Genomic DNA, 17,513 nt, shown 5'->3' on the forward strand with positions numbered 1-17,513 from the left:
GGGGAACGGGAGACAAATGCGTATCGCGATGATCGGCACGGGCTATGTCGGCCTGGTGTCGGGAGCCTGTTTTTCGGAATTCGGGGTCGATGTCGTCTGCGTCGACAAGGATGACAAGAAGATCGAGTCCCTCAGGGCGGGCCGCATGCCGATCTACGAGCCGGGCCTCGAGGACCTGGTAGATGCAAACGTCAAGGCCGGCCGGCTTGAATTCTCGACTGACCTGGCCAGCGCAGTGGCCGGCGCCGACGCGGTCTTCATCGCTGTCGGGACGCCCTCGCGCCACGGCGACGGCCATGCCGACCTGTCTTATGTCTACGGCGCGGCGGCCGAGATCGCCGGCGCGCTCGACGGCTATACGGTGGTCGTGGACAAGTCGACCGTGCCGGTCGGCACCGGGCGCGAGGTGGCGCGGATTATTCGCGAGACACGGCCGGACGCCGAGTTCGACGTGGCGTCGAACCCCGAGTTTCTGCGGGAAGGATCGGCCATCGGCGATTTCATGCGGCCCGACCGGGTAGTGATCGGAACCGACAGCCCGCGCGCGGTCGAGGTCCTGCGTGCCCTTTACCGTCCGCTTTACCTGATCGAGCGTCCGATCCTGTTTACCAGTATCGAGACGGCTGAACTGGCCAAATATGCGACCAATGCGTTTCTTGCGACCAAGGTGACGTTCATCAACGAGATTGCCGACCTGTGCGAGAAGGTCGGTGCCGACGTGCACGATGTGGCGCGCGCTCTCGGGCTCGATGGCCGGGTCGGGCGCAAGTTTCTCCACCCGGGCCCCGGCTATGGCGGGTCGTGCTTTCCCAAGGATACGCTCGCACTGACGCGGACCGCGCGCGAGGCGGGCGCGCCGATGCGGATCGTTGAAACCGTGATCGAGGCCAACACGGCGCGGAAATCAGCCATGGTGGACAAGATTGAGGCGGCCTGCGGCGGGTCGGTCTCGGGCAAGACGCTGTCGATCCTGGGACTTACCTTCAAGCCCAATACGGACGATATGCGCGAGGCCCCCAGCCTGGTGATCGTGCCGGGATTACAGGAAAGGGGCGCCCGGATCCGGGCCTATGATCCGGAAGGCATGGGCGAGGCCGGACCGCTTCTGCCGGGCGTGACCTGGTGCGAGTCGGCCGAGGCCGCGATGACGGGGGGGGATGCGCTGGTGGTCCTGACGGAATGGAACGAGTTTCGCGGGCTCGACGCAAGGCGCATCGCCGCCGCCCTCAGAGGCCGCGTCATCGTTGACCTCCGCAATATTTTCGATGCCGCCGCCCTGATCGAGGCGGGATTTGATTATGTCGGTATCGGCCGGCGGCCCATGGGCGATAAGACCGGATCATGACCGACCGCCACCAGTTTCATTCGAGCATCCTGCGCGAATACGATATTCGAGGCATCGTCGGCGAGACTCTGCATCCGGCCGATGCGCGCGCCATTGGCCGGGCGTTCGGCCATATCGTGCGACAGCAGCCGGCGCAGCCCGGGACCGGCGGCCGGCGGCCGGCCGTCGCCCTGGGCTACGATGGCAGGCTGAGTTCGCCCGAGCTGGCAGCGGCCCTGGCCGAGGGGCTCGCCGACAGCGGCGTCGATATCCGGCGTATCGGGCGAGGTCCGACACCGATGCTGTATTACGCCGTTCATGAATGTGGCGTGGCGGGGGGCATTCAGGTCACCGGGTCGCACAACCCGCCCGACCATAACGGGTTCAAGATGATGCTCGGCCGGTCCTCGTTTTTCGGCGAGCGCATCCGCGCCCTGGGCGAAATCGCGGCCCGGGGTGACTGGGATGAGGCCCTCGCGGGAGACGCGCGGGGAGAGGCGGAGGATCTCGAAATCTTCGAGTCCTACGTGGCCCGGCTTCTCGAAGGATACCGGGCGGATCGTCCGCTCACGGTCGCCTGGGACGCGGGCAATGGCGCGGCCGGGGACGCGATGGCCCGCGTGGCGGCCGCCCTGCCGGGGCGCCATGTCACGCTCAATGCTGAAATCGACGGCACTTTTCCCAACCATCACCCGGACCCTACTGTGCCCGAAAATCTGGCCCAGCTTCAGGCCGCTGTGGCCGAGCATCGCTGCGATCTCGGCATCGCCTTCGACGGCGACGGCGACCGTATCGGCGTGGTCGATGACCGGGGCCGTATACTCTGGGGTGATCAACTCATGGCACTTTTGGCCCGTGATGTTCTGGCCCGTCATCCGGGGGCGACCATCATCGCTGACGTCAAGGCCAGCCAGGTCCTGTTTGACGAGATTACGCGGCTTGGCGGGAAGCCGTTGATGTGGAAAACCGGTCACTCCCTTGTCAAGAGCAAGATGGTCGAGACGAACGCGCCGCTGGCGGGCGAAATGAGCGGGCATATCTTCTACAAGGACGGGTATTACGGTTTTGACGATGCGCTCTATGTCGCGATCCGGCTGCTCGATGTGCTGGCGCGTGGCAAAGAGAAACTGTCGGTCCTGCGTGACGGGCTTCCGCAACGCGTCAATACGCCTGAAATCCGGTTCCCCTGCGACGAGGGGCGGAAATTTGAAATTGTCGCCGATGTCGCCCGCCGGCTCGCGGCTGAGGGGGCGGTGGTCAACGATATCGACGGTGTCCGGGTCACGACGGAAGACGGCTGGTGGCTATTGCGGGCCTCGAACACCCAGGCGGTTCTGGTCGCCCGCTGCGAGGCGGCGGACGAAGCCGGGCTCGTCCGCCTGAAGACGCAGCTTGGCGCCAGACTGGCCGAGAGCGGTTTGTTGCCGCCCGATTTCTAAACCGGCCTGATATCGCCCGGGCCGCAAGGAAGGGCCTGACCGGAAGAAAGGGCGCGGCCGGAAGAAAGGGCGTGAAATGGCGATCGATCTTTTTTTCTACGGGACATTACTCGACGCGGATATCCGGCACCGGGTTCTGGGCCGCGCCATTCCCGATGATCGGCTGATCCCGGCCAGCGTGGCGGATTACCGGCGCCTGGCAGTGCCGGGCCGGCCCTATCCCGGCGCCGTTCCTGATCGGGGCGCTACGCTTTCCGGCGCCGTTCTCCGGGGCGTCGGCGTCCGCGACCGGGCGCGTCTGACGCGCTACGAAGGCTCCGAATACCTTTTTCGCAGTGTAATGGCCGAATTCGGCGACGGGAGCATTTGTCAGGTGGGGCTCTTTGTCTTCCGCCGACGCCGGGGACTGGGCGGTGAGTGGGACCTCGAGACCTGGCAACGCGTTCACAAGCCAGCCTATCTCGAAGCTCTTGCCCCTGGGATGACTGCCGGGGCCATCGCCCGACCGAACCGGATCCGGGCCTGATTTTCGCTCGGAATATTGCATTGCAACATAAACCTTCCCTTTTCCTCGTCGGCTTGATAACGTGGAATTGTTGCAGTGCGATAGAATCGGCAACCGACCCGAGGAAAGTGCCATGACCTCGAAGACTTCTGCTCCAAAGCGCGGTGCGGCCAAGGGCCGCGCCCGCCCGAACGGCCGGGCGAACAAGGCCAAATCCAAGGCCGCGCCCAAAAAAGCCGAAGCGATGCGGGCCCGCAAGGCCGGCCAATCGGCGCCCGACAGCGCGCCGGCCCCGGCCGGCAAAGAGGCCCCCGCCGGCAAACCGGCCCCCGCCGGCAAACCGGCCCGGAAGACGGCCGAGAAAACCCCCGCGCCAGCAATGGGCCCCGCGCCTTCCGTATCGGTCCCGGGGCTCGCCACGATGGCCGTCTCTCAGCGCCGCCAGTTGGAGATTCTGGCCCGGATTACCGATTCTCTGCTCCAGGGCACGGCCGAAATGTCGCAGCAATGCGCCAGTCATGCGCGCGAGACAGTCGAGGCCGGCACCGCCAATCTGCGGGCTGGCCTCGAGCAAGTGACGCCGGCCGCCTATCTGCGCCTGCAGGCCGAATTCGCCCAGGCCAGCATCGATCGCGCGCTCGTGCGTAACGCCCGCCTGTCGGAAATCGCGTTCCAGATGGCGACAGATAGCTGGGTCGCCATGGCCCATGGCGTGGACAGGGCCCTGGCCGGAGAGGACTGAGCGGGCCTGTTCCGGAAATCGCCGCCAGCGCAGCCTGGCAGAGGCTTCGAGCCGCCGGTCCCGGAAAGTTTACGCCGCCGCACGTTGCGCTCCCCGGGGGACCTTCCCATATACTATGATGATTGAGGAACTCGGGGCGGCCAGGAGCCGCTCACGGGCGATAAGTCGGGCCTGAAGGCTCGTCCGATGCGGCCGATAGTCGAGACGGCGCCGCGGAAAGGGCAGGAATGGCCCTTTTGGATACCATATAAGCCTTTTTTCGGCAGGTAGTATCCCATATCATGTGGTCGTGCTGCTTACGTCTTGGCCCGGCTAACGAAATCGCAACGCTACGAGCATAATGTTGTCCTATGAGCGATCCATCGATTCCAGGCGATGGCGACACCGATCTCGGGGTCGTGGTCAAAGCCAAGCCCAAGACCAAAAAGCCATCGATGTACAAAGTTTTGATGCTCAACGACGACTATACGCCGATGGAGTTCGTCATAATGGTCCTGCAGCGGTTCTTCGGAATGGACGAGGACCGCGCGACTCAGGTGATGTTGCACGTTCACCGACGGGGGGTCGGTATCTGCGGCGTCTTCACCTACGAGGTGGCCGAAACCAAGGTTACCCAGGTGATGGATTTCGCGCGAAAGCACCAGCACCCGCTGCAAATGACTTTGGAAAAGGAGTAGGCGTCCATGTTGTCGCGTAATTTAGAACAGACCCTCCATCGCGCCCTTTCCTTCGCGAACGAGCATCGCCACGAATACGCGACGTTGGAGCATTTGCTTCTCGCCCTGACGGAGGATGACGACGCTGTTGCCGTTTTGCGCGCGTGCGGCGTCAATCTCGACCGCTTGCGCAAGGATGTGCGCCAGTATCTGCAGGACGAATTAAGCGGCCTGGTCTCCAACCGCGTTGACGATGCCAAGCCGACCGCCGGTTTCCAGCGGGTCCTGCAGCGCGCCGCCATTCATGTCCAGTCTTCCGGCCGCGAGGAGGTCACGGGTGCCAACGTGCTCGTGGCGCTGTTCTCGGAACGCGAATCTCACGCCGTCTATTTCCTGCAGGAGCAGGAGATGAGCCGTTTGGACGCCGTGAATTATATCGCTCACGGAATCGCCAAGGTGCCGGGCCGCTCGGAGCCGCGCCGGGTCGCCGGCGTGAACGAGGACAAGCCGGCCGGTCCCACGGCCACGGCAACCGAACGTGGCGGCAAGGCACAGTCGAATGAGGCGCTCGACAATTACTGCGTGAACCTCAACCAGAAGGCGATCAACGGAAAGATCGATCCGCTGATCGGCCGTGAGGCCGAGGTGGAGCGCACGATCCAGATACTCTGCCGACGGTCCAAGAACAATCCGCTGCTGGTAGGCGATCCCGGTGTCGGCAAGACCGCCATCGCTGAAGGGTTGGCCCGCCGGATCACGCAGCACGAGGTGCCGGACGTGCTGTCGGGCGCGACGATCTACGCGCTCGATATGGGAGCGCTTCTCGCAGGCACGCGCTATCGCGGCGACTTCGAGGAGCGGCTCAAGGCCGTCGTTTCCGAACTGGAGGAGCATCCGGATGCGATCCTGTTTGTGGACGAAATCCACACGGTGATCGGCGCCGGCGCCACCAGTGGCGGCTCGCTCGATGCCTCGAACCTGCTCAAGCCGGCCCTGCAGGCCGGCACCCTGCGGTGCATCGGGTCGACGACTTACAAGGAATACCGCAATTACTTTGAAAAAGACCGCGCGCTGGTCCGGCGGTTCCAGAAGATCGATATCAAGGAGCCATCGCTCGAGGACTCGATCAAGATCATGCGTGGCCTGAAGCCGTACTACGAAAAGCACCACAAGGTGCGTTACACGGCGGAAGCCATCAAGGCGGCGGTGGAACTTTCCTCGCGCTACATTGGCGACCGCAAGCTGCCGGACAAGGCAATCGACGTGCTCGACGAGGTGGGCGCGGCGCAGATGCTGCTGCCTGAAAGCCGCCGGCGCAAGACGATCGGCGTCAAGGAAGTGGAGGCGGTCGTCTCCAAGATGGCGCGTATTCCGCCCAAGCGCGTCTCGCGCGACGACCGTGAGGGGCTCGCCAACCTGGAACGCGATCTCCGGACCATGGTGTTCGGACAGGACGAGGCAATTACCCAGCTCTCCAGCGCCATCAAGCTGGCGCGCGCCGGGCTGCGTGATGGTGAGAAGCCCATCGGCTGCTACCTGTTCTCGGGCCCGACGGGCGTCGGCAAGACGGAGGTTGCCCGCCAGCTCGCCCGGATCCAGGGCATCGAGCTCATCCGCTTCGACATGTCGGAATATATGGAGCGCCACACGGTTTCGCGCCTTCTGGGTGCGCCGCCGGGCTATGTCGGTTTCGATCAGGGCGGCCTCCTGACCGATGCCATCGACCAGCACCCGCACGCGGTGCTGCTGCTGGACGAGATCGAGAAGGCCCATCCCGATTTGTTCAACATCCTGTTGCAGGTGATGGATTACGGCAAGCTGACCGACCATAACGGCAAGACCATCGATTTCCGCAATGTGATCCTGATCATGACCACCAACGCGGGCGCGGCGGATCTGGCGAAGCCGGCGATCGGCTTTGGCCGGGATGAGCGGGAAGGCGATGACACGGAAGCGATCAACCGCATGTTCACACCGGAGTTCCGCAACCGGCTCGATGCCATCATCCCGTTTGCCTCCCTCCCGCCTGAGGTCATCGCGCGGGTGGTCGACAAGTTCGTGATGCAGCTCGAGCAGCAGCTTGAAGATCGCAACGTGTCGATCGAGCTGAGCGACGCAGCGCGGACATGGCTTGGCAAAAAAGGCTACGACAAGCGCTATGGCGCGCGGCCGCTGGCCCGCGTCATTCAGGAGAGCATCAAGAAGCCACTGGCCGAAGAGTTGCTCTTTGGCGACCTGGTCAATGGCGGCCTCGTGCGTGTCGATATCAAGGACGATAAGCCGGTCTTCGAACTGATCGAGGGCGCCAAGGACAAGAAGGGCAAGAAGCCCGGCGGGTCAGGCAAGGGCGGCCGGCGGGAACCGGCGCTGGTCGAGTAAAAACACCACAAAACAATGACTTGAGATGGAAAGGCCCCGGTTCCTGCCGGGGCCTTTCCACTGTCACCGGCGACGCCACCGGCGGCTTTCAGTCTTCCTTCCGGCGAAACGGCGAGTAGCTGCTCAGCATCTCGATCTCGTGATCCATCATCTCGATCTCGCGTTCGAGATAATGCGCCACCGCTTCGCGGAATTGGGGGTTGGTAATCCAATGGGCGCTGTAGGTCTTTCTGGGCAGGTAGCCTCGCTGGATCTTGTGTTCGCCCTGCGCACCCGCCTCGACCCAGTCGAGCTTGTGCGCGATCGCGTATTCTATGGCCTGGTAATAGCAAAGCTCGAAATGCAGGAACGGGTAATGGCGAAGCGCGCCCCAGTTGCGGCCAAAGAGCGCGTTCGTGCCCCTCAGGTTGAGCGCGCCCGCAACCATCTCGCGACCATCGAAGGCGGCCATCAAAACGACCTTGTCGCCCAGTTTTTCGCCCAATAGATGAAAAAATGCCTCGTTCAGATAGGCATGCGCCCATTTACGGTCCACGGTCGAAAGATAGAAGCGGTGGAAGGCGCTCCAGTGCTCCGGCCGGATGTCATTCCCTGACAGGGCACGGATTTCAAGCCCGGCGTCTCGCGCCTCGCGTCGTTCACGCCGGATGGCCTTGCGTTTGCGTGAGACGAGCGAGGCGAGGAAATCATCGAAACTCCCGTAGCCTTCGTTCCGCCAGTGGAACTGCTCGCCCACGCGGGTCAGAAACCCGGCCTCGGCGAACCGGCGTGCCTCGCCTTCGGGGCAGAAGGTCACGTGCAGGGAAGATACCTCGAACTGCCGCGTCGCCTGTACCAGGGCGGCGATGAGGGCTTTGGCGGCGGCCGCCTTGTCCGGTGCCCGGTCGATCAGAAGCCGCGGCCCGGTCACCGGGCTGAACGGAACGGCGCATTGCAGTTTGGGATAATAGCGCCCGCCCGCGCGTTCGAACGCATTGGCCCAGCCGTGATCGAAGACGTATTCGCCGTAGGAATGTCCCTTGAGGTAAAGGGGCGCGGCGGCGATGACCTCGCCCGACGGGTCCTCGACCACCATATGCTGGGGCTGCCAGCCGGTATCGGGAGCACAGGCGCCGCTTTCCTCCAGCGCCGAGAGGAAGGCATGGCTGACAAAGGGGTTGTCACCCCCGGCACAGGCGTCCCATACCGCCTCATCGATTTCCGAGATGCCGGCGAGTGTATGTGCGGTGGGTAGGTCGCTTCCGTCAGGCACGGCGGGGGTCACATGCATGAATGGGGCGTGAAAGGGCCTCCGGCCTCAGTCGATTTCGAACGTGCCGTCCACCTCGACGGCGACGCCCAGCGGGAGCGAGACGCAACCGACAGCGCTCCGTGCGTGGCGGCCGGACTCGCCGAAAATCTCCGCCATGAAATCGCTGACACCGTTGATCACCATCGGATGCTGGTCAAAATCCGGCCCGCAGCGGATGAATCCGTTAAGGCGCACGGCGCGTTTGATCCGGTCGAGATCGCCTTCGAGCGCCACCTTGAGCTGAGCCAGCATGTTGAGGCCGCACAACCTGGCCGCCTGCTGACCTTCTTCCACGGTGAAATCCGTACCGACCTGCCCCACGAATTGCAGTTCATTGTTCCAGAACGGGACCTGTCCCGCGACATGGGCAAACCCGTTGGAGAGCACCACCGGCAGATAATTTCCCCGGGGCACGGCCGGGGTGGGGAGCTCGATTCCAAGCTCTTTCAGTCGCGCATCGATTTTTCCGGTCACGTCGTCTCCTTCGATCACAAGCCAGGTCCGGATACCGGCCCAGCATAGCTGTCCTGCCGGACCGTACAAGACGTAAAGCCCGGGTCCTCTTCAGCTTTTCATCATGGCGCAAGCGATAGCGCCGGCGCAAAAAAGAGGGGCGCGCCACCGCCGCACCCCTCAAGACCAGGGAGGACTAAAGCCGCAGCCAGGCTGCTGAACTAGCTGCAGCCACTGGTGCCGCCGCAGGTGTCACACTTCATGCAAGTCCCGTTGCGGACCAGGGTGAAATTGCCGCATTCGCCACACGGGTCCCCCTCGTATCCCCGCATGCGCGCTTCGAGCACGCGGTCGCGGGAATCTGTTTCCACATGGGCGTATGCGACACCGACGGCGGAGACTTCGGTGGTGCCTCCGCCCGCCAGGGCGGTCGCGGCGTGCTGTTCCACCCTGCTCGCGGCATAGCCGGCGGTTTCAGCGATATCGCTCGCTGCTGCCGTGGCCGTTGCCGCGCCCTTGGTGGCGCCGCCGTGAAGAACGTAGAGATTCTTGCGCACATAGCCGGTGCTGACGGGCAGATCAGCCGCGTTCGCGGGCGCCCGGCCTTCGTCGCTGCCGCCGCCCAGCGTGGTCGGATAGGTCTCGGCCGGCTCGGTATGAGCGAGGTCGTTGCGGCCGAGATAGCTGATCCCCAATTCGCGGAAGATATAGTCCAGTACCGAGGTGCACATCTTGATGGCCTCGTTCCCCTCCACCATACCGGCGGGGTCGAAGCGCGTGAAAGTATAGGCGTCGACGAATTCCTCGAGCGGCACGCCGTATTGCAGCCCGATGGAGATCGCGATCGCGAAATTGTTCATGAGGCTGCGGAAGGCCGCCCCCTCCTTGTGCATGTCGATGAAAATCTCGCCGAGGCTGCCATCGGCATATTCGCCTGTATGAAGATAGACCTTGTGTCCGCCCACCGTGGCCTTCTGCGCGTAGCCCTTGCGCCGGGCCGGCAGGCGCTCGCGCCGGGCGCGTTTTTCGATAATCCGCTCGACGATGCGTTCGGCCACCATGGCGCCTCGCGCGCCGGCCGGTGCCTCGAGGATTTCCTCAAGCGCCTCTTCGTCCTCTTCCTCACCCAGATCAAAGGTGGCCGAAAGCGGCTGCGACAACTTGGAGCCGTCGCGGTAAAGCGCGATGGCCTTGAGGCCCAGTCTCCAGGCCATGTCGTACGCGTCGCGGCAATCCCCGACCGTGGCGTTGTTGGGCATGTTGATGGTCTTCGAGATGGCGCCCGAAATGAAGGGCTGGCTCGCGGCCATCATGCGGATATGGCTCTCATAGGACAGAAAGCGCTTGCCGATCCGGCCACAGGGATTGGCGCAGTCGAAAACCGGCAGGTGCTCGTCCTTCAGCCCCGGTGCGCCTTCCAGCGTCATCGCGCCGCAGCAATAGGTGTTCGCCGCCTCGATCTCGGCTTTGGAAAAGCCGAGCGCCTCCAGCATGTTGAACGAGACGTCGTTGAGCTGCTCGTCGGTGAAACCGAAGACCCGCTTGCACAATTCGTCCCCGAGCGTCCAGCGATTGAAGACGAACTTGATGTCGAACGCCGTCGCCAGTCCATCCTCGACTGTCTGGAGCGCTGCCTCGGTGAAGCCCAGCGCGCGGAGTTTTTCGTGGTTGACGCCGGGCGCGTCCTTCAGCGTGCCGTAGCCGACGGCGTAACGGATGATCTTCTCGATTTCTTCCGGGGCGTAGCCCAGTGTTTCGAGCGCGACCGGCACGGTGCGGTTGATGATCTTGAAGTAGCCACCGCCGGCCAGCTTCTTGAACTTGACCAGCGCGAAATCGGGTTCGATCCCCGTGGTGTCGCAATCCATGACAAGTCCGATGGTGCCCGTGGGCGCAATCACGCTGGCCTGGGCGTTCCGGTAGCCATGGGCTTCGCCCAGACGGAGCGCCTGGTCCCAGGCCGTGCGTGCGGCCGCGATCAGTCGTTCATCGGGGCAGGCGGCCGCGTCCAGCGCGACGGGAGCGTTGGCGAGGCCCTCATAGCCGGCCGCCTCGCCATAGGCGGCCTGCCGATGATTGCGCATCACCCGAAGCATGGCCTCGCGATTGGCCGCGAAACCCGGGAACGGTCCCAGCTCGCCGGCCATCTCGGCTGAGGTCGCATAGGATGCGCCCGTCATGATGGCCGAAATCGCGCCGCAGACGGCGCGGCCGGCGTCGCTGTCATATCCGAGCCCGGAGGCGAGCAAGAGTCCGCCGATATTTGCGAAGCCGAGACCCAGCGTACGGTAATCGTAGGAAAGGCGCGCGATTTCGCGGGACGGGAACTGAGCCATGGCGACGGAAATCTCGAGCGTGATGGTCCACAGCCGGACCGCGTGTTCGAACGCTTCAGTGTCGAACCCGTCTTCGCGCGACCAGAAGGTCAACAGATTGAGGCTCGCCAGGTTGCACGCCGTGTCGTCGAGAAACATGTATTCCGAGCACGGGTTGGACGCGTTGATGGGGCCGCTCTCGGGGCAGGTATGCCAGGCGTTGATCGTGGTGTCGTACTGGATTCCGGGGTCCGCGCTCGCCCAGGCGGCGTGTGCCACCTGATCCCAGAGATCGCGCGCCCGCAAGGTTCGCGCCGTCTTGCCATCGAGCCGGCGGATCAGGTCCCATTCCCCATCCTCGCGCACGCGGGAGAAGAATTCGTCCGTCACACGGACGGAATTGTTCGAGTTCTGGCCCGATACCGTGAGATAGGCTTCCGAATCCCAGTCGGTGTCATAGGTCTTGAACTCGATTCGGCTGTAGCCCTGGCGGGCGAACTGGATCACCCGGGCGATGTAGCTTTCCGGGATCGCAATCTTGCGCGCCCGCCGGACCGCCGCCTTCAGCGCCGGGTTCTTCTTGGGATCGAACCGCTCGTCCTCCGCCACCTCCTCGGTGCTGCAGGCGGCCATGATGGCGTTAAGCTGCTCGTTATTGATTTTGGAGCCGGTGACGAGTGCCGCGACCTTCTGTTCCTCGATGACTTTCCAGTTGATGAAGTCCTCGATATCCGGGTGATCGATGTTGACAATCACCATCTTGGCCGCGCGCCGTGTCGTGCCCCCCGACTTGATGGCGCCCGCCGCCCGGTCGCCGATCTTGAGAAAACTCATTAGCCCGGAGGATTTTCCACCGCCTGAAAGCTTCTCGCCATCTCCCCGGAGATTGGAAAAATTTGTCCCGGTGCCTGAGCCGTATTTGAACAGGCGCGCCTCGCGTACCCAGAGATCCATGATGCCGCCGTCATTGACCAGATCGTCGTCGATCGACTGGATGAAGCACGCATGGGGCTGGGGATGCTCGTAGGACGAGGCGGAGCGGACGAGCTCGCCCGATTGGGGGTCGACATAGTAGTGGCCCTGGCCCGGCCCATCGATACCGTAGGCCCAGTGCAGGCCCGTGTTGAACCATTGGGGCGAGTTGGGGGCGCATTTCTGGGTCGCGACCATGTGGCGCATTTCGTCAAAAAAGGCGCGCGCATCCGCCTCGGTATCGAAATAGCCGCCTTTCCAGCCCCAGTAAGTCCAGGTCCCCGCGAGCCGGTCGAAAACCTGCGTGGCCGCACTTTCCCCAACATAGCGGGCTTCGGGATCGAGCGCCTCGAGTGCCGCCTCGTCCGCCACATGGCGCTGCAGCCAGGTCGGGACACCGGGCTCGGCCACGCGTTTCAGCCGGGCCGGAACGCCCGCCTTGCGGAAATATTTCTGCGCGAGAACGTCGCTCGCCACTTGCGACCAGGATTCAGGGACTTCGAGTTCACTGAGTTGAAAGACGAGCGAACCGTCCGGGTTCTTGATTTCACTCGACGTCCTGCGAAAGGCAATCGCTTCGTATGGATCCCTGCCTGCGGTCGTAAAGCGGCGTTCAATCTTCATGGCCAATCATCCCCCTCAACTCGTGCGCGTGGTCCGGTTTATCCGTGCCGTCGCGGGTGTCCCGCGGTTTTCCACAGAGTTATCCCCAAGAAGTCCCCTATGGCTGGGCCGGAGTCGCGAGAGTACCTCCAAGATATGGTGGCTTCAACAATATCTTGCGTGATTGGCCAATTTACCCGCGAGATGTAGTGAAATTTTAATGCTTCTGTCATTGACGGGCGGGTGAGGCGCCGGGCGCGGCCGGGCCGGTCAGCCAGGAGCGGGCTGATGGCGGCACCGTGCGCTATGGACCTGCCTTCGGGTGAATGCCATATTCCCCCCGCCCGGGCGCGGGCGCAGGGTCTCGGGCTTCATCGCGCGCATGGATTGGAACGGAATCGGACGGGTATGAGCTGGGGAACACATCTTTTCACGTGGATTTACGGCCGCCAGGTCGGGACCGACCGTTTCGGCAACCGTTATTATGAAAGCCGCCATTTCAAGCGCTACGGCCGCGGCCGCCGGTGGGTGCTCTATCGGGGCGGCGACGAGGCCTCGAAAGTGCCGCCGGAATGGCATGCATGGCTGCACAACATCACCGACGAGCCACTGCAGGAGGCCGCGGCTGCCAAGCGTCCCTGGCAGAAGGAACACCTGCCCAATCTCACCGGATCGCCCGAGGCCTATCGGCCGGAGGGCCACGTCCTCAACAAGGGTGCGCACGCGTCCGCCACCGGCGATTACGAGCCTTGGCGCCCGTCCTGAGCGGGGCGCCCCGACTTGGCGGAAGCGGCGACACACCAACCCGTGCCTTGAATAGAACAGGTAAGCTATGCGTAGAAATGTGATCGAAACCGTCATCGGCGCGCTGGTCCTGGCGATCGCCGTCCTGTTCGGCGTCTTCGCCTACACGTCGGCCGACGTGCGCGATATCGATGGCTACCGGGTCACCGCCCGGTTCGACCGGGTCGATGGAATTCAGGTCGGCAGCGATGTCAGGATCGGCGGAATCAAGATCGGCACGGTCTCAAACATGGCGCTCGATCCGGAGTTCTATCAGGCTGTGACCGAGCTCATCATCGATCCGTCGGTCAGGCTGCCGAGCGACACGGTGGCCAAAGTGACGAGCGACGGGCTCCTGGGATCGAAATACATGGCGCTCGATCCCGGCGGGGCGGAAGACATGATCCAGCCGGGCGGCGAGATTCGGTTTACCCAGTCCTCGCTCTCGCTTGAGGATCTCGTGGGGCAGTTCATCTTTTCCAATTCCGCCGACGACAAAGAGGGTGATAGCGTCCCCGAATGACCGGGCAATCCTGGAATCCGGGAAAATACGAACGCGACGCCGGATTCGTCAGCGCGCTGGGGCGCGATGTGGTGGGACTGCTGGCGCCCCGGCCGGGCGAGCGCATTCTCGATCTCGGCTGCGGCGACGGCCGGCTGACGATGGATCTGGCGGCGGCGGGGTGCAAGGTGGTGGGCGTCGATTCGAGCCCCGAATTTGTCGACGCCGCCCGGGCGCGCGGCCTGGACGTCCGCCAAATGGACGCCCAGGACCTTGATTTCGAGGGGGAATTCGACGCCGTCTTCTCCAATGCCGCGCTTCACTGGATGAAGGATGCGGCTGGCGTCGTCCGCGGCGTGCGCCGGGCGCTGGTTCCGGGCGGGCGGTTTGTCGCTGAATGCGGTGGTGCGGGAAATGTCGGACGGGTTCATCAGGCGCTTTACGCCGCGCTGAAGGCCCGGGGAATTGACGCGGCCACCGTCGACCCCTGGTATTTCCCCGACGCCGAGGCGTACCGTCGGCAGCTCGAGGCAGCCGGGTTTCGCGTCACGGACTGCGTCCTGTTCGAACGGCCGACCGATCTGCCAGGCACGCTTGCGGACTGGCTCGAAATCTTCGCGGGCGCGTTTCTGGCGACCCTGCCCGAGGCGGACCGGCCGGTGGTTGTCAAGGAGGTGAGCGATGGTCTGGCCCCGGCGCTCTGCCGCCGCGGGGGCGCGGACGGGGCCGATCTCTGGTGGGTCGATTATGTGCGCCTGCGCTTCGCGGCCGTCTGTCCCTGACGCGCGAGCGCCGCAAAACCTCTTTTTCGCCACATTGGGTATGCCTATTGTGAGGTGAGGCCGCGGGCAATCGCGCGCCGGCCAGGAACGCTGGAATCGCCGGATGAACAAGCCACCTACCGACCGGACGCGGCGCTATGAACCGAAGACCGCCTTCTGGCGCACGCCGGCTGGCGACCCGCTCTCGTGCGTGGAAAAGCTCAAGGTGCTCGACGAGAATATCGAGGAGATCCGCCAACTGGCGCAGGACGCGCTGGAGGACGCCCTGCTGATGGGCTGCGACGAGGCGCAGGTCCGCGCCGTTCTGGCCGAGTTGATCAGCGAACTGCACAATCCCTACCGGACCGGGGCTGGGAAGAAATGAACCGGCTGACCTGGTCCCGGGGGATGCGCTCTGCGCTTGCGGCGCTGCCCGCGATTGCCATTGCGGTGCTGGCACCGGCCGCGCCCGAGGCGGCCAACGAATTCGATACCGAGATCGCGCTGCTCGGCGGGCTCGACAAGGTGACGGCCCGGGTTTCGGAATTCGAGGCGCCGATCGGCGAGGACACCCGTTTCGGCAGCCTCAGGCTGAGGGTGGAACGGTGCCTGAAACGTCCGCCCGAGGAGCCGCCCGAAAGCGCTGCCTTTCTCGTGATCGAGGATGTGCGGCCGGGCGAGCCCGCGGTCAGGCTGTTCGAGGGGTGGATGTTCGCCTCGAGCCCCGCCCTCTCTGCGCTCGAGCATCCCGTCTACGATGTCTGGGTCATCGAGTGCAGAAAACCGGCCTCGAAACCCTGGGGCAGCTCGGCCGGGAAGGCGGCCGCGCGTGCCAGCGCCCTGCCCAAGAGCTGGTGATACGCGTCGCGGCCAATATCGATGGCGCCAAACTGGCGCAGATGAGGCGTCACGAACTGGGTGTCGAGTAGCTCGAAGCCGCCGTATCTGAGCCGCATGACGAGATGAACGAGAGCCACCTTGCTGGCATCGCGCTCGCGCGAGAACATGCTTTCACCAAAAAACGCCGCCCCCAGGGAAACGCCGTAAAGCCCGCCCACGAGCCGCCCGTCGCGCCAGCATTCGACGCTGTGCGCGTGCCCGATGTCGTGGAGACGCGAATAAAGATCGACGATGTCGCGGTTGATCCACGTTCCCGGCCGCAAGGCGGTCGCTTCGGCGCAGGCCTCGATCACGTCGCGAAAGGCATGGTCGATGCGCACCGTGAACCGGCCCTGCCGGCAGGTCTTGGCCAGGCGGCGCGGCAGGTGAAAATCATCGAGCGGCAGGATGCCCCGGAGGTTTGGGTCGATCCAGTGGAGATCCTCGTCCTCGCGGCTTTCCGCCATGGGAAAGACGCCGAGCGCGTAGGCTTTCAGCACGATTTCAGGCGTAATTATCATGGCCGCCAGTCCCCGGAAGACACGCGATGGCCAGAACGCTTACGGGCTGCCTTCCTTCATCAGCTTTTCGAGCCAGTGGATTGTATAGTCGCCGTTAATGAAGTCGGGTTCGGCAATCAGGCGCTCATGCAGCGGGATGGTGGTCTTAATGCCGCCAATCACGCATTCGCCGAGGGCGCGTTTCAGTCGTAGCAGGCATTCGTTGCGTGTGGCCCCGTGAACGACAAGCTTGCCGATCAGGCTGTCGTAATAAGGCGGGATCGTCGCGCCGGCATAGAGGGCCGAATCCATGCGCACCCCCAGCCCTCCCGGCGGATGGTAGTCCGTGACCGTGCCCGGTGCGGGCGTGAAGGTCTCGGGGTCTTCGGCGTTGATGCGGCACTCGATCGCGTGGCCGTTAATAGTAATCTCGTCCTGCGAAAAACTGATCGGGTTGCCGGCCGCGACACGAATCTGCTCGCGCACAAGGTCGACGCCCGTGACCATTTCCGTGATCGGGTGCTCCACCTGCAGGCGCGTGTTCATCTCGATGAAATAAAACCGGCCATCCTCGAACAGAAATTCGACCGTGCCGGCGCTGAGATACTTGAACTTCGAGAGCGCCTGGACGACGACGTCGCCAATTTCGCGCCGGACGGCATCATTGAGTGCGGGCGAGGGAGCTTCCTCGAGCACCTTCTGATGTCGGCGCTGGAGTGAACAGTCCCGCTCGCCGAGATGGACGACATGGCCCTGGCCATCACCGATGACCTGCACCTCGATATGGCGGGGTGCGGCCAGGTATTTTTCAAGATAGACCGTGTCGTCTCCGAAGGCCGCTTTGGACTCGTTCTTGGCTGTGGACAGGCCGGCGGCCAGTTCCTCGGGCGTGTTAGCCACCTTCATGCCACGCCCGCCGCCTCCGGCTGCGGCCTTGATCAGCACCGGGTAGCCGATTTCGCTCGCGAATTTCTTGGCTTCGGCAAGATCTCGAATAGCGCCGTCAGAGCCCGGCACGACCGGCAGGCCGAGTTCGACGGCCTTGGTCTTGGCTGCGATCTTGTCGCCCATGACGGCGATCTGTTCCGGCGTCGGGCCGATGAAGGTCAGCCCGTGGTCCTCCGTGATCTGGGCGAAGCTTGCATTTTCCGAGAGAAAGCCCACGCCCGGATGAATGGCGTCGGCATCGGTAATCGTGGCGGCCGAGACGATGGCGGGAATATTCAGATAGCTTTCCGCCGGCGCGGGGGGGCCGATGCAGACCGATTCGTCCGCCAGTCGCACATGCATCGCCTCGCTGTCGGCAGTGGAGTGGACCGCGACGGTGCTGATCCCCATTTCCTTGCACGCACGGTGAATCCGGAGGGCAATTTCGCCGCGGTTCGCGATAAGAATCTTTTCGAACATCG

Annotated in this window: 16 protein-coding genes; 11 read left to right on the forward strand and 5 right to left on the reverse strand. The window is 63.8% G+C overall.

Annotated features, from left to right (window positions below; all coding sequences use genetic code 11):
• Positions 1-16 precede the first annotated feature (16 nt).
• The 6 genes from RLQ26_01575 to clpA all read left to right on the forward strand — a co-directional run bounded on the left by RLQ26_01575 (position 17) and on the right by clpA (position 7,045).
• Entirely contained in the window at positions 17-1,345 is a 1,329-nt protein-coding gene (locus RLQ26_01575) for a UDP-glucose/GDP-mannose dehydrogenase family protein (GenBank protein ID MEQ9087415.1), read from the forward strand.
• On the forward strand, positions 1,342-2,763 hold the full coding sequence (locus RLQ26_01580; protein ID MEQ9087416.1) for a phosphomannomutase/phosphoglucomutase: 1,422 nt from the start codon (positions 1,342-1,344) through the stop codon (positions 2,761-2,763). Before RLQ26_01575 ends, RLQ26_01580 begins: the two co-directional genes overlap by 4 nt.
• Positions 2,764-2,839: 76 nt before the next feature.
• Complete coding sequence (locus tag RLQ26_01585; GenBank protein MEQ9087417.1) at positions 2,840-3,289, forward strand: gamma-glutamylcyclotransferase family protein; 450 nt, start codon at positions 2,840-2,842, stop codon at positions 3,287-3,289.
• A gap of 400 nt (positions 3,290-3,689) precedes the next feature.
• Positions 3,690-4,010: a phasin family protein gene (locus tag RLQ26_01590; protein ID MEQ9087418.1), complete on the forward strand. Its 321-nt coding sequence runs from the start codon at positions 3,690-3,692 to the stop codon at positions 4,008-4,010.
• Between the two features lie 350 nt (positions 4,011-4,360).
• Positions 4,361-4,687 carry an ATP-dependent Clp protease adapter ClpS gene (gene clpS, locus RLQ26_01595; protein ID MEQ9087419.1) on the forward strand — a complete coding sequence of 109 codons (327 nt, stop codon included), beginning with the start codon at positions 4,361-4,363 and terminating at the stop codon, positions 4,685-4,687.
• A gap of 6 nt (positions 4,688-4,693) precedes the next feature.
• Positions 4,694-7,045: an ATP-dependent Clp protease ATP-binding subunit ClpA gene (gene clpA / locus RLQ26_01600; protein ID MEQ9087420.1), complete on the forward strand. Its 2,352-nt coding sequence runs from the start codon at positions 4,694-4,696 to the stop codon at positions 7,043-7,045.
• 88 nt (positions 7,046-7,133) lie between these two features.
• Here clpA and RLQ26_01605 read toward each other — a convergent pair whose 3' ends face one another.
• The 3 genes from RLQ26_01605 to RLQ26_01615 form a co-directional block, all read right to left on the reverse strand.
• Positions 7,134-8,315, reverse strand: coding sequence for a GNAT family N-acetyltransferase (locus RLQ26_01605; protein MEQ9087421.1), 1,182 nt, complete (start codon positions 8,313-8,315; stop codon positions 7,134-7,136).
• 27 nt (positions 8,316-8,342) lie between these two features.
• Positions 8,343-8,810, reverse strand: coding sequence for a RidA family protein (locus RLQ26_01610; protein MEQ9087422.1), 468 nt, complete (start codon positions 8,808-8,810; stop codon positions 8,343-8,345).
• 200 nt (positions 8,811-9,010) lie between these two features.
• A complete protein-coding gene (locus tag RLQ26_01615) occupies positions 9,011-12,700 on the reverse strand; it encodes a vitamin B12-dependent ribonucleotide reductase (GenBank protein ID MEQ9087423.1) in 3,690 nt (1,229 codons plus the stop codon).
• Between the two features lie 387 nt (positions 12,701-13,087).
• Here RLQ26_01615 and RLQ26_01620 point away from each other — a divergent pair, with 387 nt between their 5' ends.
• The 5 genes from RLQ26_01620 (at position 13,088) to RLQ26_01640 (ending at position 15,583) form a co-directional block, all read left to right on the forward strand.
• Positions 13,088-13,444 carry an NADH:ubiquinone oxidoreductase subunit NDUFA12 gene (locus RLQ26_01620; GenBank protein ID MEQ9087424.1) on the forward strand — a complete coding sequence of 119 codons (357 nt, stop codon included), beginning with the start codon at positions 13,088-13,090 and terminating at the stop codon, positions 13,442-13,444.
• Between the two features lie 67 nt (positions 13,445-13,511).
• The gene (mlaD, locus tag RLQ26_01625) at positions 13,512-13,985 is read left to right on the forward strand and encodes an outer membrane lipid asymmetry maintenance protein MlaD (protein ID MEQ9087425.1); all 474 of its coding nucleotides are present in this window, start codon (positions 13,512-13,514) and stop codon (positions 13,983-13,985) included.
• The gene (locus RLQ26_01630) at positions 13,982-14,746 is read left to right on the forward strand and encodes a methyltransferase domain-containing protein (GenBank protein ID MEQ9087426.1); all 765 of its coding nucleotides are present in this window, start codon (positions 13,982-13,984) and stop codon (positions 14,744-14,746) included. Before mlaD ends, RLQ26_01630 begins: the two co-directional genes overlap by 4 nt.
• Positions 14,747-14,849: 103 nt before the next feature.
• A complete protein-coding gene (locus RLQ26_01635; GenBank protein ID MEQ9087427.1) occupies positions 14,850-15,110 on the forward strand; it encodes a hypothetical protein in 261 nt (86 codons plus the stop codon).
• Complete coding sequence (locus RLQ26_01640; GenBank protein MEQ9087428.1) at positions 15,107-15,583, forward strand: DUF2155 domain-containing protein; 477 nt, start codon at positions 15,107-15,109, stop codon at positions 15,581-15,583. The genes RLQ26_01635 and RLQ26_01640 overlap by 4 nt, the downstream gene beginning before the upstream one ends.
• Here RLQ26_01640 and aat read toward each other — a convergent pair.
• Positions 15,478-16,125, reverse strand: coding sequence for a leucyl/phenylalanyl-tRNA--protein transferase (gene aat, locus RLQ26_01645; GenBank protein MEQ9087429.1), 648 nt, complete (start codon positions 16,123-16,125; stop codon positions 15,478-15,480). The two genes, RLQ26_01640 and aat, sit on opposite strands and share 106 nt — an antisense overlap.
• Positions 16,126-16,164: 39 nt before the next feature.
• Positions 16,165-17,511: an acetyl-CoA carboxylase biotin carboxylase subunit gene (gene accC, locus RLQ26_01650; GenBank protein MEQ9087430.1), complete on the reverse strand. Its 1,347-nt coding sequence runs from the start codon at positions 17,509-17,511 to the stop codon at positions 16,165-16,167.
• Positions 17,512-17,513 lie beyond the last annotated feature (2 nt).

The organism is Alphaproteobacteria bacterium (assembly GCA_040220875.1).
Lineage (GTDB): Bacteria > Pseudomonadota > Alphaproteobacteria > JAVJVX01 > JAVJVX01 > JAVJVX01.

Bases quoted from the DNA above. Each gene is read 5' to 3' on its own strand.
- RLQ26_01575 (MEQ9087415.1), top strand. From the start codon at position 17: ATGCGTATCGCGATGATCGGCACGGGCTATGTCGGCCTGGTGTCGGGA.
- RLQ26_01580 (MEQ9087416.1), top strand. From the start codon at position 1,342: ATGACCGACCGCCACCAGTTTCATTCGAGCATCCTGCGCGAATACGAT.
- RLQ26_01585 (MEQ9087417.1), top strand. From the start codon at position 2,840: ATGGCGATCGATCTTTTTTTCTACGGGACATTACTCGACGCGGATATC.
- RLQ26_01590 (MEQ9087418.1), top strand. From the start codon at position 3,690: ATGGCCGTCTCTCAGCGCCGCCAGTTGGAGATTCTGGCCCGGATTACC.
- clpS (MEQ9087419.1), top strand. From the start codon at position 4,361: ATGAGCGATCCATCGATTCCAGGCGATGGCGACACCGATCTCGGGGTC.
- clpA (MEQ9087420.1), top strand. From the start codon at position 4,694: ATGTTGTCGCGTAATTTAGAACAGACCCTCCATCGCGCCCTTTCCTTC.
- RLQ26_01605 (MEQ9087421.1), bottom strand. From the start codon at position 8,315: ATGCATGTGACCCCCGCCGTGCCTGACGGAAGCGACCTACCCACCGCA.
- RLQ26_01615 (MEQ9087423.1), bottom strand. From the start codon at position 12,700: ATGAAGATTGAACGCCGCTTTACGACCGCAGGCAGGGATCCATACGAA.
- RLQ26_01620 (MEQ9087424.1), top strand. From the start codon at position 13,088: ATGAGCTGGGGAACACATCTTTTCACGTGGATTTACGGCCGCCAGGTC.
- mlaD (MEQ9087425.1), top strand. From the start codon at position 13,512: ATGCGTAGAAATGTGATCGAAACCGTCATCGGCGCGCTGGTCCTGGCG.
- RLQ26_01630 (MEQ9087426.1), top strand. From the start codon at position 13,982: ATGACCGGGCAATCCTGGAATCCGGGAAAATACGAACGCGACGCCGGA.
- RLQ26_01635 (MEQ9087427.1), top strand. From the start codon at position 14,850: ATGAACAAGCCACCTACCGACCGGACGCGGCGCTATGAACCGAAGACC.
- RLQ26_01640 (MEQ9087428.1), top strand. From the start codon at position 15,107: ATGAACCGGCTGACCTGGTCCCGGGGGATGCGCTCTGCGCTTGCGGCG.
- aat (MEQ9087429.1), bottom strand. From the start codon at position 16,125: ATGATAATTACGCCTGAAATCGTGCTGAAAGCCTACGCGCTCGGCGTC.
- accC (MEQ9087430.1), bottom strand. From the start codon at position 17,511: ATGTTCGAAAAGATTCTTATCGCGAACCGCGGCGAAATTGCCCTCCGG.